Genomic DNA, 24,215 nt, shown 5'->3' with positions numbered 1-24,215 from the left:
TTTGGGATGTCATGACTTTCTTTCCGGGAGGTTTCTATGAAACGATTAAACCGATTTCTCACCCTGCTGCCCGCCGTGCTCCTCTTCACGGTGGGGTGCTCGCTCTCGACACCCTCCGCCGAAGTCTCCTCCAGGGCGGCTCCCCGCTCGGTGAGCACCGGTACGCTCCGGGGGATCAACCACGCGCATACCTGGTACAAGGACAGACTCGAGAGTGCGCTCACCGGGATTCGATCATGGGGGGCGGATTCCGTACGGGTGGTCCTCAGCAACGGGTACAGATGGACCAAGGACGACGCCGCGAGTGTCGCGACGATCATCGAGACCGCGAAGCGTCTCGGGTTCTCCGCCATCATGCTGGAGGTCCACGACACCACCGGATACGGCGAGGATGGGGCCGCCTGTTCGCTCGCACAGGCGGTCTCCTACTGGCGGGAGATACAGGCCGTGCTCACGGGAGAGGAGGACTTCGTGCTCCTCAACATAGGGAACGAACCATATGGGAATAACAACTACCAGAACTGGGTGCAGGACACCATCGATGCCGTCCAGGCCTTGCGGAATGCGGGGTTCCAGCACACCATCGTGGTGGATGCACCCAACTGGGGTCAGGACTGGTCCTTCACCATGAGGGACAACGCCCCTCAGGTGTACGCGGCCGATCCACAACAGAACCTCGTCTTCTCCGTGCACATGTACGGCGTATACGACACCGCCCAGGAGGTGCAGGACTATTTCCAGGCCTTCGCCGATATGGGGCTGCCGCTCATCGTGGGAGAGTTCGGCTACATGCATTCCGATGGGGATCCGAACGAGGAGGCCATCGTGAGCTATGCCCGCCAGTATGGCATAGGCTACTGGGGCTGGTCGTGGTGCGGCAACGGCGGTGGGGTCGAATACCTCGACATGGTGTACAACTGGGATCCGGCCGACCCCACCTCGTGGGGCGAGTGGTTCAGGACCACCGCACTCTCCGGGGGAGGATCCTCTCCCACGCCCACGTCCACACCGACTCCGACTCCCACACCGACGTCTACGCCCACATCCAGCCCCACACCCACCGCTACTCCTGGTTCGGGCGAGTATACCGAGATCAGTCTGCCCTTCACCTATGACGGGGCGGGTGAGTACTACTGGAAGACGAACGACTTCTCCACCACCACCAATTGGAGCAGGTACGTGAACTCCTGGAACCTGGACCTCCTCGAGATCAACGGGAGTGACTATACCAACGTGTGGGTGGCACAGCATCAGATCCCGGCTGCAGCCGACGGCTACTGGTACATCCACTACCGGAGTTCGGTCCCATGGGGGCATGTGGAGATCAGGTGAGCTTCGATGCCGTGGATCGAAGAGGAACGACGGGGCCGCCTTCCGGCGGCCCTGTTTCTGTGTGACCCGGACGGGATTCCTTTTATTGAAACCCATTCGGTGAACAGGTATACTGTGGGACGATCACACGAAGGAGAGGTGCATATGCTGGAAGAACTCAGGCCTGCGATCGAGGATCTTGAGGCGAAAGTCAAAGAAACCTGGAGGTATCTTTGAGAACTCGAGCATAAAGGAGCAGATCTCCCGGCTCGAAGAGGAGACCGGGCGTCCCGATTTGTGGAACGACAGGAAACACGCCGAAGAGGTGCTCTCCCGTCTCCGACGGCTGAAGGTCCGCTATGAGGGGTGGGCCTCGCTCGTGCAGGAGGTGGAGGACATCCATACCCTCTACGACCTCGCCGCCGAGGAGAACGATCCCTCGCAGGAGGAGGAGGAGGAGGAGTTGAGGCAGCAGCTCGCCGAGGCCGAGCGGAAGTTTCGGGAGCTCAGGCTCAGGGAGCTCTTGAACGAGGAGTACGATCAGAAGGATGCGTACCTCACCATCCATGCAGGAGCCGGGGGGATGGAGGCATGCGACTGGGCCTCCATGCTCCTTCGGATGTACCTCCGGTGGCTCGAGCGGAAGGGTTTCTCCACCCAGATCGTCGACATGGTGGAGGACGAGGGGGGGATCAAGTCGGTGACCGTGGAGGTGAAGGGGGACTACGCCTTCGGCTACCTCAAGGGCGAGGCGGGGGTCCACCGCCTCGTGAGGATCTCCCCGTTCGATGCGAGCGGGAGGCGCCATACCTCGTTCGCTTCGGTGTATGTGTCGCCCATCATCGAAGACGACATAGAGGTGGACATACGCCCCGAAGACCTGAGGATCGATACCTATCGTTCACAGGGGGCCGGCGGTCAGCACGTGAACAAGACCGAGTCCGCCGTGCGCATCACCCACCTGCCCACCGGAATCGTGGTGCAGTGTCAGAACGAGCGGAGTCAGCACAAGAACCGCGAGATCGCGATGCGGATGCTCCGTTCCCGGCTCTACGAGTACTATCAGCAGCTTCGAGAGGAGGAGCAGGAGAAGAAGGCCATAGAGAAGAAGGACATCTCCTGGGGGAACCAGATCCGCTCCTATGTCTTCCAGCCCTATACCATGGTGAAGGATCTCAGGACGAGGGTGGAGACAGGAAACATCCAGGCGGTGATGGACGGCGATCTCGATATGTTCATAGAGGCCTACCTCCTCCAGCAGTGGAAGGAGCGTCAGGAGGCGGTACAGACGTGAGGCGGGTATGAAGGCACGGGTCCTGCTGGTAGGTGTGCTCCTGGCCGGCGGGGTGGCTTCGGGCCTCGTGGCCGAGGACGTCATTCCCCTCCCCGAATCATGGGTCCTCGGCTTCCTCCCCCTCGAGGTGGAGGGAGACACCGGGACCTTGGGTACCGTGATCCCGGAGCTCCTCGCGCAGGAGCTGGAGGGGGTGAAGGCGCACCTGTTCTCACCGGCCGAGCTCCGGGCCTACAGCGCGTATCAGAGGGACCTGCTCATACGGAGGCTCCTCGCGGAACGGGTGAAGAAGGTGGCCGAGCGGGACGAGATCCTTTTCGATCCCGATCCTCTCGTGCGGTGGGAGACGCTCGCTTCGAAGAAGAAGGAGATCCGCGAGCTGGACCGGCGCATCGCACGGATAGGTCGACTTCCGGATGTCGCGGTGGATCGGGTGCCGATGGAGGTCTATCAGGATGACGCGGGGCTTCCGTTCCTTCCGGAGGGGAGGACGCTCGAGGAACGGATGGAGAAGGCGGGTGTGGATCTGGTGGTGGGTGGGGAAGGATGGGTGGCGGAGGGGTATCTGGTCGTGCACCTCGTGTTGAAGTGGCGGTACGGTCCGGATGTCCTGTGGGAGGGGAGGTATGTGGGGGGCGTGGACGAGCTCGTGGACGTGGTGCGGAAGGCGGCGGACGATCTGGCGCCGCACCTTCTGGGTGTGCGCCCCGCACGCCTCGTGGTGGAGGTGCCGGAGGGGGTCCAGGTGTTCGTGGACGGGGAGGTGGTGGGTATGGGTCGTGTGGAAGTCGGTCGCTTGCTCCCGGGGGAGCACCGCGTGGAGGTGCGCGGGAGGGAGGTGGAGCCCCGGGAGGCGACGGTCACGATCGGGGAGGGAGAGGAGCGCGTCGTCGAGGTTCCGATCAGGGAGGTGCCGGAGCGTCTCGTTCAGGTCTCCACCGTGCCCGCAGGGGCTTCGGTCTATCTGGACGGGGTGTATCAGGGCGCTTCGCCGTGTGAGGTGCGGATGAGGGGTGAGGTGGGTGTCCTCGAGGTGAGGAAGGAAGGGTACCTGCCGGTGAGGGCGCCCGTGGCTTCCATTGAGGGTGATGCGGTGGAGTGGGTCCTTTCTCCGGTGGGTATCGATCTCAAGGAGCGTGTGCGGGTGAAACGGGAGCGATTCTACACCTGGTTCGGTCTGTTTTTCATGTCGGTGCCTCTCACCGTCTTGAGCTACGGGTGGTGGGCGGATTCCTACGAGGCGGCCGAGCTTGCCCTCTCGAGGGGGGCGGCGAATGCCGACGACTACCTCGAGCGCATGGACGTGGCGGCGGGGTGCTACTATGCAGGGGTCGTGCTGAACGTGTCCCTGTTCGTCCAGGCCGTACTGACATTCGGCGACTATCTCCGCGCCCTCGAGAGGGTGCCTGAATGAGGAAGGAGTAGCTATGGCATGGCTCATGGATCGTCTCAGATCGTTGTGGGGAGGGGCCCGTTTCGATGAGGCCTTCTGGGAGGAGTTCGAGGACCTTCTCATCGAGGCCGATCTCGGAGCCGAGACCGCCTTTGAGGTGGTGGAGGAAGTGCAGAGGAGGGTGAAGAAGGAAGGGGTGGTGGATGTGGAGGGGGTCCGCGAGGTGATAAAGGACGTGCTCCGGCGGTATGTGAGGGCCGGGGGCTTCTCCCTTCCCGATTCGGGTACGGTGGTGCTTCTCTTCGTGGGTGTCAACGGGGTGGGTAAGACGACGACGATCGCGAAGTGCGCCCATTTCATACGCTCCACGTGGGGGAGGGATGATGTGGTGCTTGCGGCGGGGGATACGTTCAGGGCGGGGGCCATCGATCAGCTCAGGGTGTGGGGCGAGCGTCTGGGGGTCCGGGTGGTGGCCCAGCAGCCGGGGGCGGATCCGGCTGCGGTGATCTTCGATGCGATTCAGAGTGTGGAGCGGAGGGGGGGAGGGGTGGTGTTGGCCGATACGGCCGGGCGGTTCCACAACCGGGCGTCGCTCATGGATGAGCTGGCGAAGGTGGATCGGGTGATCCGTACCAAAGCGGTGCATGCCGACTACCGGCGGCTCCTGGTGATCGATGCCTCCACCGGTCAGAATGCCTTCAGACAGGCGGAGGTGTTCCAGGAGACGGTGGGTCTGGACGGGCTGGTGCTCGCCAAGTACGACGGCGCGGCGAAGGGTGGAGTGCTCGTCCCGATCTCCCGAAGGCTGGAGATCCCCGCCCTGTTCGTGGGAACGGGTGAGGGGCTGGAGGATCTCAGGCCCTTCGACGTCGAGGAGTATCTCTCCCGGCTGGTGGAGGGGTAGGGATGCGTGCGTACCGATGGCTCCTGTGGGGTGTGGGATGGTCGTTGCTCGCTTCGCCTCTGTGGTTCTCTTCGAACGAGATGGGGCAGGCGCTCGTCCCCATCGAGGAGTTCGACCGAGGTCGTTACGAGTACGTGCTGATGGTGGAGGATGGGGAGGGACGGCAGGTACGGGTGCTCTTCCGGGAGGGGGAGGAGGTGCGGCGCTGGGAGATCGTGTGGCACAGGGAGGGTGTGCCTTCGGTGGTGAAGGTGTGGGGGGACGGGGTGCTTTCCCGGGTCTCTCGGTACGACGAGGGGGGGCGCCTCCTCGTGGAGGAATTCTATCGAGAGGGGGAGTTCTCCGAGCGGGTGCGGTACGAGTATGAGGGTGCGCGGGTGGTGCGGAGGGTGTGGGAGGGGGTGGATGGAGGGACGAGTACCGAGGAGTTCCGCTACGATCGGGAGGGTCGGCTCAGGGAGGTGCGGGCGGTCCCCGAGAAGGGGGTGGACCGGTACGTGCAGGTGGGAGGCCGGCTCGTGGAGGAGTGGCACGGGGATGGGGGTTCGGGGTTTCTCGTCCGGTACGGCCGTTCCGGCGAGGTGGTGGAGCGCGAGGAGTGGGAGGGGGGGAGACTCGTGTGGGTGCGCACGTACCGGTACGGCGAAGGCGGGGTGTGTGAGGGGTGGGTGGAGGAGCGGCCGGCGGAGGGGGCGGTAGTGGAGGTCCGTTGCGATGGGGAGGGGCGGCCGGTGGAGGAGGTGTGGCGGCGTGAGGGGGTGTCGGTGCGGCGGGTGGTGTACGGGTACGAGGGGGGTAGGGTGGTGTGGGAGCGGGAGGTGACGGAAGGGCTCGTGAGGGAGTCTCGGTACGGATACGAGGGGGATCGGGTGGTCTGGGAGGAGGTGTGGGAGAATGGCGTGCGCGTGATGAGGCGGGAGTTCGGGGAGGGGGGGGCGGTGTCGGCGGAGGTGGTGGACCTGGGCGAGGGTGCCTCGGTGCGCCGGGTCTACGGGGCGGATGGACGGCTCGTGCGGGAGGAGTTCTTCCTGGACGGCGAGCTCGTGTCGGTGCGGGAGGCGAAGTGAAGGCGTGGCTCCGCTCGAGATGGAGAGTGTGGCGGTGGGTGGGGCGGCTCGCGGTGATCTACCTTCTGAGGGGAAGACGGAAGAAGACGGCCGCAGCCTCCCTGCTCACGTGGCTCGGAGTGGTGCTCGGGGTGGCCACTCTCGTCACGGTGCTCTCGGTGATGAACGGTTTCCAGAGTCTCACGATCGACTCCCTGGTGGAGGTCGCGTCCTTCCATGTGAGGGTGTACGGAGCGGTGGATGCGGCGGAGGTGGAGAGAGTGGTGGGTGAGGGGGTGGTGGTGCCGCAGGTGGAGGTGCGGGTCTTGGCGGGGGATCTGGGGGGTGAGGTGGAGTTCGTGGAGGTACGGGGGGTACCGGAGGGGATGAGGGAGCGGGATCCGGGGTTCGCGAGGGTGGTGGAGGTGAGGGAGGGTGTCTTCCGGGTGGGGGAGGGGAGGGTGGTGGTGGGGCAGGAGTTGGCCTATGAGCTGGGGGTGGGGGTGGGTGATTCCCTCGTCCTCACCGGGTTGAGCGTGGGAGAGACGGGGATCCTGGTCCCGGTGCGCCGGGGGTTCGTGGTTTCCGCAGTCTTCCGAACCGGAAACTATCAGATCGACCGTTCCATGCTCTTCATGGGCCTCGAGGATGCCCGCCTGGTCGCCGGTGGAGACGACGGCTCCTTTCTCGCCGTGAAACTCCCGCGCCCCTCACGGGCACAGGAGGTGAAGCGACGGCTCGTCCGCGCGGGCTACGAAGCGGTCACGTGGGAGGAATACAACAGGGCCCTCTTCGACGCCCTTCGTATGGAGAAGCTCTTCCTCGTCTTTCTCGTCGGTCTCATCTTCCTCGTCCTCGGACTCAACCTCGTCCACGGCTTCAGGAGGTCGATCTTCGAACGAAGGGGTGAGCTCGCCCTCCTGGTGGCGGTGGGGGCCCGTGTGGAGGAGGTGAGGCGCGTCTTCCTCCTCGAGGGTATCGTTCTCGGTGCTACGGGCGCATTCCTCGGCACGATGTGGGGGTATCTCCTCTCCATCAACATCAACAGGGTCTTCTCCTGGGTGGAGTCGATGCTCAACGCCGGTATTCACCTCTGGAACGCCCTCGGCAGGTTCTGGGGGGGGCGGTTCCGATTGGGATCCGTCCGCATCTTCTCGCCGCAATCGTTCTATCTCCTGGAGATTCCCTTCAGGGTGTATCCGGTTGAAGTCCTGGGGATCGTCCTCTATGCTGTCCTCGTCTCAGGGGGGGCGGCGTATCTGGCCACCCGCATGTTGCGGACGTTCTCCGTCACCGAGGTGTTACGCAATGAGTGATCCGATCATCGTCCTTGAGGAAGTGGTGAAGGAGTATCCCTCCGGAGAGACATCCCTCCGTGTGCTGGACGGGGTCTCGGGCGGTTTCGAGAGGGGGAAGGTCCATGTGATCATGGGTGAGAGTGGATCGGGGAAGAGCACCCTCCTCCACCTCATAGGGGGGCTCGACACCCCCACATCGGGGCGCGTACTTCTTGAAGGTCAGGACATGGGCGCCCTCGACGAGGAGGCGCTCGCGGCCTTCCGGCAGCGAGACATGGGGTTCGTCTTCCAGATGCACTACCTCCTCCGGGAGTGTACCTCCCTGGAGAACGTCCTCCTCCCCGCATATATGGCCGGGCTCTCCTTTTCTGAGGCGGCTGCGAAGGCTCGGGATCTCCTCGTGAGGGTGGGGCTCGGAGACAGGATGCACCACTACCCCTCCCAGCTTTCCGGCGGGGAACGACAGAGGGTGGCCATTGCACGGGCCCTGGTGAACGGCCCACGTATCGTCCTCGCCGACGAGCCCACCGGCAACCTGGACGAGCGCACGTCCCGCATGGTGGAGGATGTGTTCTTCTCCCTCGTCCGGGAAGAGGGGGCCACGCTCATCCTCGTGACCCACGATGCCGCCCTCGCCTCTCGGGCCGACACCGTCTACCGCCTTGAGGGGGGGAGGCTCCATCGGTCATGAAGCGCCTCATCTATCTCGCATGGAAGAACCTCTTCGACGGCCCTTCCCTCGCACCCCGTATCCGGTCCTCGCTCCTGGCCGTGGCCCTCGGCCTCGTGCCCTTCGTGGTGGTGCTCCACGTCTCCGACGGGATGATAGAGGCCATCACCCGCCGTTTTCTCGAGACCACCACCTACCACTTCCAGGCCTTCGCGTACGCCCCCGATCTCTCGATGGAGGAGGGCGTGGAACGTCTGGCGGCCGAGGGTTTCCTCGCTGTTCCCGAAATCCAGGGGATGGGCCTCCTGGTGAACGGGGTGAGGCGGGAGGGGGTCACGATACGGGCCGTGCCTTCCTGGTGGTGGGAGAAGGACGAGGGCCTTCGCTCCTCCCTCAGCATAGAGAAAGGGCGCTTCGATCTCTCCTCTCCCAGGCACATGGTGGTGGGGGTGGAGGTGGCCCGTACACTGGGCATCTCGGTGGGGGACAAGGTGAAGCTCCTCGTGCTTCGGAGCTTCGGAGGCGGAACCATCCTCCCGCGTATCGCCACCTTCGAGGTCACCGGAGTGACGTCCACGGGCTATCAGGATGTGGACAAGCTGTGGGTCTACGTCCCCTTCGAGTGGGGGGATCGGGTCTTCGACAGGCGATCGTCACGTGCCTTTCTCGGGATCAAGGTGGATGATCCCTTCCACGACATGGAGGCCTTGCGTTCCAGGATCGCGGCTTGTCTTGGCGCGGGATGGGTCGTCCTTTCGTGGAAGGATCTGGGGCGTGCGCAGTTTCTCTCGTTCTCCACGAGCAGAGCACTCCTCCTCGCCATCATGGGCCTTCTCGTCCTCATTGCGGCCTTGAGTATCTCCTCGTCACTGGTGATGCTCGTGCTGGAGCGGGCCGAGGAGATCGCCATGCTCAAGAGCATCGGGGTGCCACCACGTCTGGTGAGCAGGGCCTACCTGTGGACGGGGATGCTCGTGGGTATGGCGGGATCCCTCGCGGGAATGGCCTGTGGACTCCTCATCTCGCTCTACATCAACGAGTTGTTCGCATTCCTGGAACACGTCGTGAACCTCTGGCTCCGCCTTGCCGCCGGGCTTCGGGGTGGATCCTACGAGCCGGTGCGCATACTCTCGTCGGATTTCTACGTGGAACACATCCCCGTCCACCCCTCCCCGTTCGTCTTGTGGCTCATCTTCGTGGGGGCCTCGCTGATCGCCTTCCTCGCTTCCTGGGGTCCGGCTCGGTATGTGCTTCGGATCTCACCCGTGGAGGTCCTGCGGAGGGAGGGGTGATCCCGGAGGGGGATATTTCCTTTTGCCCGATTTCCTAGTACAATATAGTAACGCCACGAATGAGGGGAGATCGGCGATGGCATGCACGATCTGCGGTGAGGAGGATGTGGTCCTCAAGATACAGCATATCGCCAATGGCGAGGTGAAGGAGATAGAGCTCTGCGCCCAGTGTGCCGAGAGTGTGGAAATAGAACACTTCGGGGGGGATCTGAGCTTCAATATAGAGGAGTTCCTGCAGGCCCTCTTCGTTCCCGAGGAGGATGGCCTGGACGATGCCGAGGACGAGGAGGAAGACGACGTTCTCTGTCCGGGATGCGGTATGTCGATGGAGGAGTTCAGGGCCAGACAGCGGGCGGGGTGCCCCGACTGCTACTATGTCTTCAGGAAAGAGGCCTATCAGTTCCTCCCGCAGGGGTACAGGTACAGGGGGAGTGTCCCTCGGAGGTTCAACACCGTGAAGCGCATTCTCATGGACAGGATGCGGCTCAAGCGGAGCCTCGAACACGCCATCCGCAACGAGGACTACGAACGCGCAGCGCGGATCCGTGACAGGCTCCGAGAACTGGAAGAAGACAGGGCAGAACAGGGTTCATGAATCCTTACACCATTCCATCGCTCTCATGGTTCGACAGGACACCCGAGCCGCACGAGGTGGTGGTGTCCACCCGGGTGCGTCTCTCGCGGAACGTGGCGGGGTATCCGTTTCCCGGTATGCTCGGCACACGGGTCCAGCAGGAGCTCGTGGAGAGGATCGTGAGCGCCTGGTCTCACTATCTCCCCGGAACCCGCTGGGTGGATCTCAAGAGCCTCCCCGCCACGGCGAAGAAACAGCTCATAGAATCGCAGGTCCTGACCCGACAGGATCTCATGGCCTTCCCGGGCGGGTCTCTCCTGCTGTCTCCCGATACCGACCCTCTCGGTCTCGTCTGTTTCTCCGATCATCTCCGGCTGGTGCGATACGATCCCGGCTACAACGTGCAGCAGGGTATGGACAGCGTGCGTCAGCTGGCGGAGAAGCTGGACGAGAAGCTCCCGTTTGCCTTCTCGCTCGAATTGGGCTATCTCAATGCCAACGTACAGGATGTGGGAACCGGGTACAGGGTTTCGCTCCTCCTCCATACCCCTGCCACCTTTGCAGAGCGGGCCGTGGTGATGCTGAAGAAGCTCCTTTCCGAGCACGATGCGGTCTTCCTCCCTTTCCAGAGCGGCAGGGATCTGTACTCGCAAGGCATGTTCCTCCTGATGATGGACGGAGTCCAGGGCCTTCCCCCTGAAAAAGTACGAAAAAGGCTTGAAGATACCTGTACTATGGTAATACATTATGAGAGGGAGAAGCGAGAAACCCTTCTCTCCAGCAGGACGAGGAGAGAAGAGGTTCGGGAGAGGATCGACACCGCGTGGAAGATCCTCACGAGCTCCCGGAAGGTGTCCTCGAAGGCTGCCAGTGAGGCCTTGCTCCTCCTGAGGACGGCGGCGGTGTGGGGGGTGGGACCCCGCATGGATCTGGGGCGTTTCCCATACCTGTACTTCGCCTCCCAGCCGGGACACATGAGGAGCAGGATGGAGGCAGAGGGAGTTTCTCTCTCGCGTGAGGGAGAGGAGGAAGCCCGTGCGGCATGGCTCAGGGAGATGCTCTCTGACCATGGGTAGATACAAGAGGGGAGTCTATGTTTAAGGATTTGACGCAGCGCGCCCAGAAGATACTCACGGTGCTCGCCCAGGATGAGGCGAAGCGGTTTCATGCGGAAGAACTGGAGCCGGAGCATATCATCCTCGCCATCATCCGCGAAGGGGCGGGCGTTGCCTATAGAGCGATAAAACGTCTCAAGATCGCGCCGGAGGAGATCCAGGTCTTCGTAGAGAAGAATCTCTCCAAACAGAGGGGGAGTTTCATCCTCGGGGATGTACCCCTTTCCTCCAGGAGCAGGAGGGTTCTCGAGTATGCAGCCGAGGAGGCCCGCCATTTGGACGACGAATACATTGGGACCGAGCATCTCATGCTGGGATGTGCCCGCGACGGCGAGGGGGTGTTCACCCGGTTCCTGGCCCAGAAGGGCATCGACCTGGAAGTCTTGAGGGAGGCCATCCTCGAGGTGAAGGGGAGTGAATCGGTGTACAACAGCTCGTGGGGGGGGAAGGAGGAACAGGAGAAACGGAGGGGGGCTTTCCAGTCGGCTGCCTACAGAAAGAATACCCCATTGCTCGACGAGTTCTCCAGGGATCTCACCGAGCTCGCCCGGACGGGTAAGCTCGATCCGGTCATCGGGAGGGAGCGTGAGCTTCGTCGTATCGTCCAGATCCTGGCCCGACGCACCAAGAACAACCCCGTGCTCATCGGTGACCCGGGGGTGGGGAAGACGGCGATCGTGGAGGCTCTCGCCCAGCGGATCGTGCGCGGCGAGGTGCCCGAGATGCTCGAGGGCAAGCGCATACTCGTCCTCGATCTTGCGGCCCTGGTGGCGGGGACCAAGTACCGGGGCGAGTTCGAGGAACGGCTCAAGCGGGTGATGCGGGAGATCGTCTCGGTGAAGAACGTGGTCCTCTTCATCGACGAGCTCCACACCATCATTGGCGCGGGCGGTGCCGAGGGTGCCATCGACGCCTCCAACATGCTCAAGCCTGCGCTCTCACGGGGGGAGATCCAGTGCATCGGCGCCACCACCCTGGACGAGTACCGGAAGTACATCGAAAAGGATGCGGCACTGGAGCGCAGGTTCCAGCCCGTGTACGTTCGCGAGCCGACCATCGAGGAGACGATCCAGATCCTCGAAGGGATAAAGACGAGGTACGAGGATTTCCACAACGTCACCTATACGCGCAAGGCCGTGGAGGCGGCGGTGGTCCTCTCTGCTCGCTACATCACCGAACGCCACCTGCCCGACAAGGCCATCGATCTGCTCGACGAGGCGGGATCGCGGACCCACGTGCAGGTGCTCAACCGGCCTCAGGAGATAGAGGAGCTTGAGAAAAAGATAGACCAGCTCAATTCCGAGAAGATCATGCTCGTGAACACGCAGAACTACGAGCGGGCGGCTGCGGTGAGGGACCAGGTGAACCGGCTCAAGATGGAGCTCGAGAGGCTGAAGACCGCCTGGAAGCTCGAGATCAAACGGACGCAGAACATCGTGGATCAGGAGGATATCCAGGAGGTCGTCTCCGACATCACCGGCATCCCGCTCGTGAGGATCGCGCAGAGTGAATCGGAGCGTCTCCTCCATATCGAGGAAGAGCTCCACCGGAAAGTGATAAGCCAGGACGAGGCCATAAAAGTGGTGGCATCTGCCATCCGCAGGGCGCGGACGGGGCTGAGCTCTCCAAACCGTCCCATGGGGTCGTTCGTCTTCCTCGGGCCGACCGGTGTGGGTAAGACCCTTCTCGCGAAGACCCTGGCCGAATATCTCTTCGGCGACACCTCCGCGCTCATCCGGCTCGACATGTCGGACTTCATGGAGAAACACAACGTCTCGAGGCTCGTGGGGGCCCCTCCAGGGTATGTGGGCTACGAGGAGGGCGGCCTCCTCACGGAGAAGGTGCGTCACAGGCCCTACTCGGTGATACTCTTCGACGAGATAGAGAAGGCTCATCCGGATGTCTTCAACATCCTCCTTCAGATCCTCGAAGAGGGGGAACTGCAGGACAACCTGGGACACAGGGTCTCCTTCCGGAACGCCGTACTCATCATGACCTCGAACGCGGGTGCCAGGGAGATCACCCGCGAGTCCACGGTGGGCTTCCAGACCAAGGAAGGGATCCTCGATTTCAGAGAGATCCAGGCCTCTGCGATGAACGAGTTGAGGCGCATCTTCCGTCCCGAGTTCCTCAACCGAATCGATGAGATCGTGGTGTTCAAGAGCCTCAGCAGGGCGGATCTCGAACGGATATTGGGGCTCCTCCTGGAAGAGGTGTTCCAGCGGGTGAGGGAGCAGGGGATGGAGATAGAGATCACGAAGCGCGCTCGGGAGTATCTCCTGGACAAAGGGTATGATCCTCGCTATGGAGCGCGACCCCTCAGGAGGACCATACAGCGCGAGCTCGAAGACCCGCTCTCCATGGAGATCCTCAGGCAGCGTTTCGTGCCGGGATCGTACATCCTGGTGACGGTGCGGAGCGGGAAGCTCGTGTTCCAGCAGAAACAGACCAAGAAACCCCCTGAAAAGGTGACGGTGGAGACCCGGTAGGGGGTCTCTGTTTCATAGAACACCTCCCAAGGCAAGAGGCGGGCGTTGCCCGCCTCTTCTTCCCCCTTGACACGATATAAAAATATATATAATTTCATATCGATGACTGAGGACCGATCCATCGTTGTGTGTATGGGAAGCTCCTGCCATGCCCGTGGTAATGCCCTCACGGTGAAGGTGATCAGGGCATGGCTCGAAGAACACGGCCTCGATCAGGATGTCGAGGTGAGAGGTGAGCTGTGTTCCGGAAGGTGCAAGGAAGGTCCTGTGGTACGGATAGGTAACAGGATCTACGAGCGTGTCCAGCCGGAGGCGGTGCCGGACATCCTTTCCTTCGAATTCCCGGAGGACATGTAATAGATGACATTCCAGCGCCTCATCTATACGGTCACGTCCGACTGTTTCGATTGCTACAAGTGTATCCGCGAATGTCCTGTGAAGGCCATACGCATCTCCAGCGGTCGTGCGGAGGTGGTAGAGGAGTTGTGCCTATACTGCGGCCATTGTGTGGAGGTGTGTCCTTCCGGCGCAAAGAGGGTGCGCTCCGACGTCGACAGGGCCAAGACGATCCTTTCGCTCCGATCGAAGGTCGTGCTTTCTCTCGCACCGAGTTTCCCTGCGTTCTTCAGGGATACGTCCCCTCAGGAGCTCATCGCCGCATGCAGAAAGTTGGGGTTCCATGCCGTCTCCGAAACCGCGGTGGGTGCGGATATCGTGTCCGAGAAGATAAGGGAGATGCTCTCGGGGCACGAGGGACAGGGAGAGGGGCGTCTTCTCATCTCTTCGGCCTGTCCGGTGATCGTGGAGTACATTTCGAGGTATCGTCCGGACCTCCTTCCTTGTGTGATACCTGTGGGCTCCCCCATGAGGGCGCATGCCGAATACCTCAAATCGGTCTTCGGGCATGAGACCGCAGTGGTCTTTGCAGGTCCTTGCATCGCGAAGAAGAGGGAGGCGGAACAGTCGGGAGGGGTGGTGGATCTCGCGCTCACCTTCTCCGAGCTCGCCGCTTGGATGGAGGAGGCAGGTGTCTACCCCTCCGATCTCAGGACCGATGGCGGCGATTTCTATCCCTCACGTTCATCCTATGGCGCCTTGTACCCGGTCCAGGGAGGGGCCATCCGTACCCTCGAGCGTATGGGAACTCCCGGCTCGTGGATCTTCGAGTCGTTCTCCGGGATCACACAGATCGCCCGCGCCCTCGACGGTCTGGACATCGATTCCCTGGATGTACCGCTTTTCCTGGAACTTCTCGCCTGTGAGGGGGGATGTATCAACGGCCCGGCGTTCGGCAGCCGTAGAGGGAGCCTGGACCGTCATCTGAAGGTCCTGTCGTACGCCGAGGGGGCCTCCAGGGAGTGGGTGAGATGCGCGCTCCCGCTCGAGGTGGAGGTACACGGCGATCCATACCGTGAGACTCCGATCTCCGATGAGGAGATACGTGAGGCCCTCCGCTCGGTAGGCAAGTATTCCCCTGAGGACGAGCTCAACTGTTCCGGCTGCGGTTATGATACGTGTCGCGCCTTTGCCGAGGCCATGGTGCGGGGGAGGGCGGAGCGGACCATGTGTGTTTCCTACATGAGGAAATTGGCACAGAAGAAGGCGAATGCGCTCCTCAAGACCATGCCCTCGGCCGCGGTGGTGGTGGATCAGGATCTGAAGGTGGTGGAGTGTAATTCCAATTTCGCGCACCTCTGGGGAGCAGAGATAGAGGGTATGTACGGAGTGAGGCCCGGTCTCGAAGGAGCCGATCTGAGAAAGATCGTTCCCTTCTGGAAGGTTTTCCAGCTCGTGCTCGACGATCAGGGACCGGAGCTCGTGGAGGAGGATTTCAGGGTGGGAAAGCGGATCATCCACGGGAGCATCTTCGTGATCGAACGGGGTGCGGTTGCGGGGGGACTCTTCCAGGATATCACGGTGCCCTGGATACAGCGGGACAGGATCGTCCAACAGGCGAGGAAGGTCATGAAGGATCACCTCCGTACGGTCCAGAAGGTGGCCTATCTCCTGGGGGAAAACGCAGCGGAGATGGAAGCGACCTTGAGTTCCATCGTCGAGTCCTTCGAGGGGGAGCATCATGGATGACATCTTCGTCGAAGTCGGGTCGTTCCAGATACCCAAGTACGGTGAACATGCCGAGGGAGATGTGTTCTTCTCGAAGAAAGATCTCAACGGCAAGCGCATCGTCTCCGTGCTCTCCGACGGCCTTGGTTCGGGGATAAAGGCATCTGTCCTGGCCACGCTCACGGCCACTATCGGAGCGGGGTGTATCGCTCACAAGCTCTCCCTGGAAAGGACGGGAGGGCTTCTCATGCGGACACTTCCCGTATGTTCGAAACGCAAGATAAGTTATGCGACGTTTACCATCGTGGATATAGATTCGGACTACAGGGTTTCCTGCCTGGAATACGACAATCCCCCCTATCTCCTGTGGAGGGGGGACCGGCTCCTTGAAACGAGGCGGGACCGGAGGATCCTTCGTCGACAGGGCAAGGGACATCCTGCCTCCATGGAAGTGGCGCTCTCCTCTTTCCAGGCCGTCCTCGATGACAGGCTCATCTTCTTCTCCGATGGGGTGACCCAGTGCGGTATGGGAAGCCGTCGTTTCCCCTTGGGATGGGGATTGGAGGGGGTGATCGACTACGTGGGGAACATCCTTTCCGTCACGCCGGATATATCGGCGCGGGACCTCGCCCGCGTGGTTGTGCAGCGAGCCCTCATGATCGACGAGGGCAAGGCCAAGGATGACATCACGTGCGGGGTCGTCTATTTCAGAAAGGCACGACGGCTGCTCGTGGTGACCGGCCCTCCGCTCCGGAGGGATCGTGACAGGGACCTCGCCGCACTCTTCAGGGATTTTAGAGGCACGCGTATCATCTGTGGGGGAACCACTGCCACCATCATCGCCCGGGAGTTGGGCAAGCGGCTCTCGGTGAGGCTGGAGTGTGTCGATCCGGCCTTGCCCCCGCCGGGAGAGATGGAGGGGGCCGACCTGGTGACCGAGGGGATCCTCACGCTCGGGAAGGTGGCGGAGTATCTCGAGAGGGACGAAGTGGTGGAACGTCTTCCTCGCAACCCGGCCGCGGAGATCCTTCGTTTCATGCTTAATTCCGACGTGATCGAATTCCTGGTCGGGACGAGGATAAACGAGGCACATCAGGATCCTTCTATGCCGGTGGAGCTGGAGATCCGGAGAAATGTGGTGAGAAAGATCGCTGGTCTGTTGGAACAGCGATACTTGAAGAAGACCAGTGTACGATTCATCTGAGGGAGTCAAGGAATGAGCAAGATCAGGATCACGGTCTGTGTAGGAACCGCGTGCTACGTCATGGGAGGGGCGGACCTCCTGGCGCTCCGGGACGCTCTTCCCCCGGAGTGGGCCCCTCACCTGGAGTGGGAGGGGACCCCCTGCCTCAACCACTGCCGGGAGTTCGGGACGGAGCGGGCCCCCTTCGTCCTTGTCGACGGAAACCTGTTGGCGGGGGTGACTCCAGAGCGTCTCAAGGCCGAGATAGCACGTCTCATTGCAGGAGGGACCGATGCCGAGAGAGGATAACCGGACGAAGATCCGGAGGGATCTCCTCGTGAGGGTGGCACGCCTTCTCACCAAGGGGACCCTCGAGGAAGAGATAGATGCGATCCCCTTCGAGATGACAGGGGAGGGATGGGAACAGGTTCGATGCTGTATACAGCACGACCGGGCACTCCTCCGGCTGCGGCTCCTGGCCCTCATGGGCTTTGAGGTGGAGGGCAAGGAGGACGTGGCGCGACCGCTCGCCCATTACGCGCGTATCCTCATGGAAGATGTGGCGCGCAGGGTGAGAGGAGAGCGCGCCTTCTCCCGGGTGGAGGAACCGGAAGCGGTGGGTGTGACAGGGAGTGGTCACGGCTCCGGGCGTCCCTCGTCGGGTATCAGGGGTTCGGTCGACCTCGCCGTGCCGTTCGAACTGGACGATGGGTTCCCCCTCCATATGATCACCGAGGCCTGCAACGCCTGTGAGGGAGCCCGTTTCATGGTGACGGAGGTCTGTCAGGGCTGTGTGGCCCGTCCATGTAAGACGGGATGCCCCAAGGGCGCCATCTCCATCGTCCGAGGGCGGGCCTCCATCGATTACGAACGATGTATCAACTGTGGACTCTGTGAACGGGTGTGCCCGTTTCACGCCATCGTGAGAATACCGGTGCCGTGTGAAGAGGTGTGCCCTGTAGGCGCGATCGAGAAGGGGGAAGACGGGGTGGCTCGCATTGACCGTGGAGCGTGCATTCTCTGCGGCAAGTGTCTCAAGGCCTGTCCCTTCGGTGCCCCACAGGAACAGTCGGATCTCTTCAGTGTGGTGACCGCCCTCCACGCAGGAAGGACGGTGATCGCCATGCTGGCACCTGCAGCGATGGCCCAGTTTCCCACTTCTCCCGGACGACTCCTCTCCGCCCTTCGTCGAGTCGGGTTCTCTCGGGTAGTGGAGGTGGCGGCTGCTGCCGATCGCGTGGCGGAAGCGGAGGCCCGGGAGGTCGTAGAGAGACTCTCCGCCGGAGAGGCTTTCGTGGCCACCTCATGTTGTCCGTCTTGGGTCCTCGCGGCCTCGAGACTGGAAGGGATCTCCGATCACGTCTCGCACACCCCAAGCCCTATGGTGCTGGGTGCCCGAATCCTGAAGGAGGAGGATCCCGACGCCTTCGTGGTGTTCGTGGGTCCGTGTCTCGCCAAGAAACAAGAGAGGAGGGAGGAACCTGCAGTGGACGCCGTCCTTACCATAGAAGAACTCGGTGCCCTCCTCGTCGCCCTGGAGATAGAGGTGGGGGAAGAGGAAGCGCTTCCTTTGGAGGAGAGTGTATCGTCCTATGGAAGGGGGTTCGGTGCTTCCTCGGGGGTGAGCCGTGCGGTGCTCCATGCCATGGAGGAGTTGGGGGAGGGGATGAAGATCGAGCACAGGGTGATAGACGGGCTCTCCCCCGACTCCCTCAAGGAGATCGCTCGATGGAGTATGGATCCACCGGAAAGGACCCTCGTGGAGGTGATGGCGTGTGAAGGTGGGTGTGTGGGGGGGCCGTGTGCCATCGCACACCCCAGGACGTCGAAAACCCTGCTCATGAAATATGCCGGTGAGGGCGGTACACGGGGTTGACGCTGATCATCGTGGGGGGGCGCCGATTAGGGCATGGATGATCCCCCCTTCGCCAATCCAGAGCCGGCCGGACTCGAACACCACGGGGAGGGGGGAGAGAATCCTCACCTCCCCTTTATGGATCCCGAGCCTCAGGAGGACCGATCTGAAGGCACGGGGATCGTCCACATCATCGGGGAAGAGGAAATTGCCGAGCGAATAGAAGATGATGCCCTTCTTGTAGGTTTCGCCCCCTTGGAGGACATGAGGGTGGGCGCCGATCACCACATCGGCACCATGGTCCACCATCGTACGATAGAGGCGGACGAAGTCTTCTCTGGGCGCGTCGGTGTACTCGAGCCCTCCGTGCACCATCAGGAGACGGAGGCCCTCCCTCTCCCCCTCCATCGCCCCCCACAACCTCTCGTCCGCCCACAGGATCCCCGGCTTCCCCGGCCGTGCAGCCGCGAACGCCTCCCCGTCGAACCCGCTGTCCTCCCGCAGGTACGCCCCCACCCCCAGCACCCCCACCCACCCCTCCCGCAGCCGCACCCGCCACCACACCTGCGCCTCCTCCAGGCTTCTCCCCGCCCCCGACGTTGCCAGCCCCACCCTCGCGAGCGCGCGCAAGGTATCGAGGAACCCCGGCTCGAAGAAGTCCCACGAGTGGTTGTTCGCCAGCGACAGCCAATCGAACCCCAGCTCCCTCAGCCCCCGGAGCGCCCCCTCGGGTATCCGGAAGATATACGGCTTGGGATACGCCCCCGTGCGTGATGTCACCGCCCCTTCCAGGTTGCCGAGGAGCACCTCCACCCCCCTGAGCGCCTCCCACACCTCCCCTGCCACCCTTTGCGCACCCCCTGGCCCCGCCAGCACCTCCCCCAGTGCCCCGAACGGCCCCACATCCCCCACCACCCCCACCCAGCTCACCCCGTCCGCCTCGAACCCCACCCTCTCCCACCACGCACGAACCCCCGTATCCGCGAGGAGATCCGCCCGCACCCCCACCCACACCCGCACCTCCAGGGGGTATCCCTTCTCACCCGGATACCGCCCCTCCACCCGTGCCGCAAGATGCGGCAGGACGATCTCTTCGAGACGCACCGCCCGCCCCCACGCCTCTCCCTCCGGAAGGCTCTCCGTGAGCGCCGTCTCGAGCCGCACCGGCACCCCATAGAGGAGCGAGGCCACGGGCTTCCAGAGAAGACGCCCCTCCGGGACCCCTTCCCCCGGAGTCACCCGCACCTCCACCCCCTCAGGCGGCCGAAGACGCGAGACCACCTCCTCCCGCAGCATCTCCCCCACCGGTAGCGCCGTGCCGGACGACCCTCCCACCCCCCCGCTACACCCGCCCGAGACGAGGACTAGCAGCAGCACCGCTCCCATCCAGGAGCCGGATCCTTCCCTCCTTTCCATCTCCCTTAAGAGTAGTGGGATTTTCATCCTCTGTCACCATTCGTCTCGGGCCTCCGGGAGGCCTTTGACAAATCCCGGCATATCGGCAACAATACGAGCGGACCATCCCTTTCCACGAGGGGACCATGGCCTTCAGGTTCTTCCGTCGGATCCGTCTCGCCCCAGGCATCACCCTCAACCTCTCACGGTCGGGCGCCTCCGTCTCCCTCGGTCCCCGGGGGGCCAGACTCACCCTCGGAGGTCGCACGGGAGCCCGGCTCACCTTCGGCCTTCCCGGTACAGGCCTCTCCTACACCACCACCCTCGGCACGGGCACCACCGGACGGAGGGGAAGACCCTCCCGGCGCCGGGCATCCGCATCCCGAGAGGACTCGCTTACCCCTTCCTTCTGGGACGCCCTTACCGTACCGCCGGAAGAGCAGGCCCTCCTCGAGGCCTGCAAGGCCCTCGGCCGGGGAGACGAGACGGCGGCCCTCGAGGCCCTCGGCCGGGCGGGATCGATCCCCGACGCCGCCTACCTGGAGGGGTTCCTCCTGCTCAAGCATGAACGCCCTGCCGAGGCAGAAGAGGCCTTCCGACGCGCGCTCCGACGTCCCGAACAGATCGGCGCCTGGTGTGCGCGACATGGGATAAAGCCGGTCTTTTCCCTCCCTATCACCGAGGAACTCTCCGCCATAGTGGAACCTTCGGCGCACGGCGTGCTCCTCGGCCTGGTGGAAGCCCTCCAGGAGCAGGGAAAGCACCAGGAAGCGCTTCAGGTTCTCACCCGCCTTCAGGGAGAGCGGCCTACAGACCCCGTGGTGGCCCTTTCTCTTGTGGAACTCCTGTGGGACATGGACCCCGGAGACGAACAGCACCTCGAGAGGATCCTCACCCTCACTGAAGAAGTCGCCAACGAGACCCCGGTGCACGCCTGCCTCCTCCTCTACCGTGCCCGGGCCCTCAGGGCCAAGGGGCTCCCCCGTCTCGCCGCCCGCATCCTCACCCGCGCCCTCGCGAGGCGGAAAGACCGACCGCCCGAGCTCCTCAAGGCCCTCAGGTACGAACGCGCCCTCGCCTTCGAGGAGGCAGACCTTCCCGCGCGTGCCCGTGCCGACCTCGAGGCCCTCTACGCGGAAGACCCCCGGTACGAGGACGTGGCCCGCCGCCTCGGACTCGAGCCGTGACCAGGACACTCCTCGTGATACTGGACTGGTTCTTCCTCGTGTTTCACACTCTCTTTACCCTCTTCAACTGCACCGGCTGGGCCTTCCGTGCCACGCGCCGCCTCAACCTCGCTACCCTCCTCCTCACCGGCGCCTCCTGGGGCATCCTCGGTATCTGGTACGGCTTTGGCTACTGCCCTTGTACCGACTGGCACTGGCAGGTCCGCGAGGCCCTCGGAAGGCCCATCGACTCGCCCACCTACATCCACTTCCTCGTGCGCACCCTCACCGGCATCGACGCAGACGTCGATCTGGTCATCCGCGCCACCCTCGGCGTCTACCTCTCAAGCCTCGGCCTCAGCCTCCTCTTCAACCTGAGGGATCTCGTGAGGAAGCGCCGGAAGAGGAGAGGGGATCATCGCCGCATCGCGCACCCCCGGGAAGAGAAGTCCCCCCATCACCGCCGTGGCCGGGGCCACCAGGACCAGACCCATTGACCCCGCGAGGGTGTGGAGCACCTCCACGGCCACGTACTGCAGGTTGAGGGCATTCAGGAGGGGAACCCCCTGCGCCATGAAGACGAGGAGGAGGGGAAGGTACGACCCGGAATAGGCGAAGAGGAGGGTGGTGCTCATGGTCCCCAGTACCGCCCTCCCCACCCGCATGCCCGAGCGCACGATCGCCATCCTCCCGATATCGGGCCTGTGTCGTACGAGCTCCTCCTGGGCTGAGGCGATGTCCATCGCGAGATCCATGATCGCCCCCATGGCCCCCATGAAGATGCTCGCGTAGAGGATGCCGGTGAGGTCCAGGTAGGGAAACCCGGAATAGAGGAGGCTCTCGGCGAACTGGCGGACCGCTCCGTGCAGCCTGAATCCCCCTCCCCACAACCCGATCACGGCCAGGATGGCCCCCATCCCCACCACCGCACCGAGGAACGCGACCAGAGTCTTCCTCCTCCACCCCCCTATGAGAAGGAGGATGAGTCCCGTGAGGCAGGACACCACGGCCACGGCCACCGGGACGGGGGCATATCCTGCGAGGTAGGCGGGAAGGAGGAGCTTCCAGAAACTCACTGCCGTGAGTACGAAGGATACGAGGGCCCTGAAGCCCGTCCATCCCGCGAACACGAGGAGCGATGCCGAAAAGGCGAGGGCGAGGATGAGCTCCACATCGAGCCTCCAGAAGTCCGGCACCGAGGCCCATGACGAGAGCACCCCGTCCTGTACGGTGAGCACCACCAACACCGCATCCCCGGGGGAGAAGACCTTGTCCAGTTCGAGGCTTCCCTGGAGGATGTTGGTGGCTCGGACGCGCTCTCCTTTCCATGGACCCGATGTCACCTCCACCTCCAGGACCTGTTCACCCTGACGGACCAGGCCGAACTGGTGGAGGTTGCTGTCATCGGTCGTCACCACGAGGCCTTTTGCCCTCACCTCGTCAGGCCGGGGACGGTCGAACCTCGTCGTCGTTGGAAGCAGGAGCAACACCCCTATACAAAGGACGGAAGAGAGAGTGACGAGCCCGTCCTTCGATCTCAGGAGATGGAGTACGCGTGTCACGTCCCCTCCTTGTGGCAGAGTGAAGAGGGGCGGGGGGGATCCCCGCCCCTTCGAACGGGTCTACAGGTCCACACCCGCCAACCGGGCGATCCGCTTCGGGATATCGGTATTGTCGTAGTAACCTGTGAAGAGGTGAGCCCCGGGTCCTGTGGCATAGACCGGCACAGGAACTCCCGTGTGGCTCCAGGTCGTCCAGCCGAGGCCGGCACGGTTGTTCACCACATGGGTGAGGGTCACGGTGAACGGTTCGTACCCGCCGTAGAGGAGGTAGGACTGAGGATCATCCTCAGGAACCCCTTCCAGACTCGCCCGGAGGGCGCGCGAGAGCACCTCTTCCTCGTAGGGAGTGAGGGACTCGATCCCGAAGTATTCCCTCACCAGGGGCATCACATCGTCGAGCGTGAGGCCCTTTTTACTCTTGTATGATTCGAAGACCGCATTGAACCCCTCGAACGAGACCTTCTGGTTGAGGAGCACCGGGAAGGCATTCTCGTATCTCGTGCCGGCGAACCCTATGGTGAGTCCCCCTGTCTCATGGTCGCCGGTGACCACGATGAGGGTCTCATCCGGATGCCGTCGTGCGAACTCCACGGCCACCTGCACCGCCTCGTCGAAGTCGAGGACGTCCTGTATGGCCGCCACTGCATCGTTCGCATGACAGGCCCAGTCGATCTTACCCCCCTCCACCATGATGAAGAAGCCCTCTGGATTCTCGAGGAACTCCACGGCCTTTCGTGTGAAGTCGGCAAGATCGAGAGACTCCTCGTCCCTATCGATCTTGTAGGGCATCGCAGCGGATGAAGGGAGCACGGGATTGATCGCGATCACCTTCTGCGCCGACCCAGGAGAGAGACCCAGGATCTCCTCCTCGGTGGTGAGGATGGTATAGCCGGCCTTCCTCGCCTCTTCGAGCACGTTGGGCTTCCCTCCTTCCCTCTTACTTCTCTTTCCCTCCGGATCGCGGAATCCCCCTCCACCGAAGAACTCGAACCCGCTCTTTGCGAGCTCCAGACCGATCTCGTAGTAGTTGCTTCTACTGGGTTGATGGGCGTAGAAAGAGGCAGGGGTGGCGTGGTCGATGGAGACCGTGGAGATGATACCCACTTTGAGGCCTCTTTCATAGAGCCGCTCTGCAATCGTGGTGAAGGTCCGGGTTTTCCCCGGGTCCATGTTGATCACCCCGTTGGCAGTCTTCCTACCCGCCGCGAGTGCAGTGCCCGCGGCTGCCGAGTCCGTGATGTAGCTGTCCGAGGAATAGGTGGTCGCCATGCCGGTGGCGGGGAACGTGGTGAACGAGAGCCGTAGCGGGGCATCCTTCTGCTCCCGGGCCATGAGGTAGGCCTCGGCCGCATTGATCTGCGGAAGGCCCATACCGTCCCCGATGAAGAAGAAGATGTACTTCGCCTTCGGCTGAGAAGGCTCTGGGGAGACCTTGGGAGCGGATCCGGTCTCCCTCGTTCCCCCTGCCCCCATGGGTAGCAGGGAGACGAGTAGTAACAGGGATACGATGAGTCTCTTCATTCCACGTACCTCCAGGATGGTGTTGCTCCATCCTGGAGGCGGACGGTGAAATGCGTGTGAGGGACCGATGAAATTTCGTTTAA

The 24,215-nt window shown here is 62.8% G+C and carries 20 protein-coding genes and 1 pseudogene; 18 read left to right on the top strand and 3 right to left on the bottom strand.

The window, feature by feature from the left end; genetic code table 11:
- Window positions 1-36 precede the first annotated feature (36 nt).
- From SPITH_RS06540 to SPITH_RS06465, 16 genes are all read left to right on the top strand, one after another.
- The gene (locus SPITH_RS06540) at window positions 37-1,332 is read left to right on the top strand and encodes a cellulase family glycosylhydrolase (protein ID WP_014624891.1); all 1,296 of its coding nucleotides are present in this window, start codon (window positions 37-39) and stop codon (window positions 1,330-1,332) included.
- Between the two features lie 144 nt (window positions 1,333-1,476).
- Window positions 1,477-2,605 (top strand): peptide chain release factor 2 gene (prfB, locus tag SPITH_RS06535; protein WP_245523491.1). Its coding sequence is split into 2 segments (ribosomal slippage): window positions 1,477-1,536 and window positions 1,538-2,605, totalling 1,128 coding nucleotides; the frame shifts between segments, so codons are not numbered across the junction.
- 7 nt (window positions 2,606-2,612) lie between these two features.
- Window positions 2,613-4,019, top strand: a complete 1,407-nt coding sequence (locus SPITH_RS12755) for a PEGA domain-containing protein (RefSeq protein WP_014624889.1) — start codon at window positions 2,613-2,615, stop codon at window positions 4,017-4,019.
- A gap of 13 nt (window positions 4,020-4,032) precedes the next feature.
- Window positions 4,033-4,902, top strand: coding sequence for a signal recognition particle-docking protein FtsY (gene ftsY, locus SPITH_RS06525; protein ID WP_014624888.1), 870 nt, complete (start codon window positions 4,033-4,035; stop codon window positions 4,900-4,902).
- Window positions 4,903-4,904: 2 nt separating this feature from the next.
- Window positions 4,905-5,969, top strand: coding sequence for a hypothetical protein (locus SPITH_RS12750; RefSeq protein ID WP_014624887.1), 1,065 nt, complete (start codon window positions 4,905-4,907; stop codon window positions 5,967-5,969).
- Window positions 5,966-7,264: an ABC transporter permease gene (locus tag SPITH_RS06515; RefSeq protein ID WP_014624886.1), complete on the top strand. Its 1,299-nt coding sequence runs from the start codon at window positions 5,966-5,968 to the stop codon at window positions 7,262-7,264. The genes SPITH_RS12750 and SPITH_RS06515 overlap by 4 nt, the downstream gene beginning before the upstream one ends.
- Window positions 7,257-7,937, top strand: coding sequence for an ABC transporter ATP-binding protein (locus SPITH_RS06510; protein ID WP_014624885.1), 681 nt, complete (start codon window positions 7,257-7,259; stop codon window positions 7,935-7,937). The genes SPITH_RS06515 and SPITH_RS06510 overlap by 8 nt, the downstream gene beginning before the upstream one ends.
- On the top strand, window positions 7,934-9,208 hold the full coding sequence (locus SPITH_RS06505; RefSeq protein ID WP_014624884.1) for an ABC transporter permease: 1,275 nt from the start codon (window positions 7,934-7,936) through the stop codon (window positions 9,206-9,208). Before SPITH_RS06510 ends, SPITH_RS06505 begins: the two co-directional genes overlap by 4 nt.
- Before the next feature lie 76 nt (window positions 9,209-9,284).
- Window positions 9,285-9,803, top strand: a complete 519-nt coding sequence (locus tag SPITH_RS06500) for a UvrB/UvrC motif-containing protein (protein ID WP_013314022.1) — start codon at window positions 9,285-9,287, stop codon at window positions 9,801-9,803.
- Window positions 9,800-10,858 (top strand): ATP--guanido phosphotransferase, encoded by a 1,059-nt coding sequence (locus tag SPITH_RS06495; RefSeq protein ID WP_014624883.1) that lies wholly within the window; start codon window positions 9,800-9,802, stop codon window positions 10,856-10,858. The genes SPITH_RS06500 and SPITH_RS06495 overlap by 4 nt, the downstream gene beginning before the upstream one ends.
- Before the next feature lie 17 nt (window positions 10,859-10,875).
- Window positions 10,876-13,386, top strand: a complete 2,511-nt coding sequence (locus tag SPITH_RS06490; RefSeq protein WP_014624882.1) for an ATP-dependent Clp protease ATP-binding subunit — start codon at window positions 10,876-10,878, stop codon at window positions 13,384-13,386.
- A 102-nt stretch (window positions 13,387-13,488) separates the two neighbouring features.
- Complete coding sequence (locus SPITH_RS06485) at window positions 13,489-13,743, top strand: (2Fe-2S) ferredoxin domain-containing protein (protein ID WP_013314019.1); 255 nt, start codon at window positions 13,489-13,491, stop codon at window positions 13,741-13,743.
- A 3-nt stretch (window positions 13,744-13,746) separates the two neighbouring features.
- Window positions 13,747-15,471, top strand: a complete 1,725-nt coding sequence (locus SPITH_RS06480) for a [Fe-Fe] hydrogenase large subunit C-terminal domain-containing protein (RefSeq protein ID WP_014624881.1) — start codon at window positions 13,747-13,749, stop codon at window positions 15,469-15,471.
- Window positions 15,464-16,654 (top strand): SpoIIE family protein phosphatase, encoded by a 1,191-nt coding sequence (locus tag SPITH_RS06475; protein ID WP_013314017.1) that lies wholly within the window; start codon window positions 15,464-15,466, stop codon window positions 16,652-16,654. The genes SPITH_RS06480 and SPITH_RS06475 overlap by 8 nt, the downstream gene beginning before the upstream one ends.
- 12 nt (window positions 16,655-16,666) lie before the next feature.
- Window positions 16,667-16,942 carry an NADH-quinone oxidoreductase subunit NuoE family protein gene (locus SPITH_RS06470; RefSeq protein ID WP_014624880.1) on the top strand — a complete coding sequence of 92 codons (276 nt, stop codon included), beginning with the start codon at window positions 16,667-16,669 and terminating at the stop codon, window positions 16,940-16,942.
- Window positions 16,926-18,509, top strand: a complete 1,584-nt coding sequence (locus tag SPITH_RS06465) for a [Fe-Fe] hydrogenase large subunit C-terminal domain-containing protein (RefSeq protein WP_014624879.1) — start codon at window positions 16,926-16,928, stop codon at window positions 18,507-18,509. Before SPITH_RS06470 ends, SPITH_RS06465 begins: the two co-directional genes overlap by 17 nt.
- Before the next feature lie 6 nt (window positions 18,510-18,515).
- Here SPITH_RS06465 and SPITH_RS06460 read toward each other — a convergent pair whose 3' ends face one another.
- The gene (locus SPITH_RS06460; protein WP_245523347.1) at window positions 18,516-19,904 is read right to left on the bottom strand and encodes a CapA family protein; all 1,389 of its coding nucleotides are present in this window, start codon (window positions 19,902-19,904) and stop codon (window positions 18,516-18,518) included.
- Between the two features lie 125 nt (window positions 19,905-20,029).
- Between SPITH_RS06460 and SPITH_RS06455 the strand changes: the two genes are divergently transcribed.
- The gene (locus SPITH_RS06455) at window positions 20,030-21,070 is read left to right on the top strand and encodes a DUF4236 domain-containing protein (RefSeq protein WP_014624877.1); all 1,041 of its coding nucleotides are present in this window, start codon (window positions 20,030-20,032) and stop codon (window positions 21,068-21,070) included.
- Window positions 21,067-21,381 (top strand): annotated as a pseudogene (locus SPITH_RS12460) (DUF2784 family protein); the annotation flags it as partial. The gene SPITH_RS06455 and the pseudogene SPITH_RS12460, both read left to right, overlap by 4 nt.
- A gap of 12 nt (window positions 21,382-21,393) precedes the next feature.
- On the opposite strand, the gene SPITH_RS06450 reads toward SPITH_RS12460, so the two are convergent.
- Both SPITH_RS06450 and SPITH_RS06445 read right to left on the bottom strand, forming a co-directional pair.
- Window positions 21,394-22,611: a YibE/F family protein gene (locus SPITH_RS06450; protein ID WP_014624875.1), complete on the bottom strand. Its 1,218-nt coding sequence runs from the start codon at window positions 22,609-22,611 to the stop codon at window positions 21,394-21,396.
- A gap of 60 nt (window positions 22,612-22,671) precedes the next feature.
- Window positions 22,672-24,132: an alkaline phosphatase gene (locus tag SPITH_RS06445; RefSeq protein ID WP_014624874.1), complete on the bottom strand. Its 1,461-nt coding sequence runs from the start codon at window positions 24,130-24,132 to the stop codon at window positions 22,672-22,674.
- Window positions 24,133-24,215: the final 83 nt, after the last annotated feature.

This window comes from Spirochaeta thermophila DSM 6578, assembly GCF_000184345.1.
In the GTDB taxonomy this organism is placed as follows: Bacteria; Spirochaetota; Spirochaetia; order Winmispirales; family Winmispiraceae; genus Winmispira; species Winmispira thermophila.
This window is presented reverse-complemented; position numbering and strand designations above follow the sequence as displayed.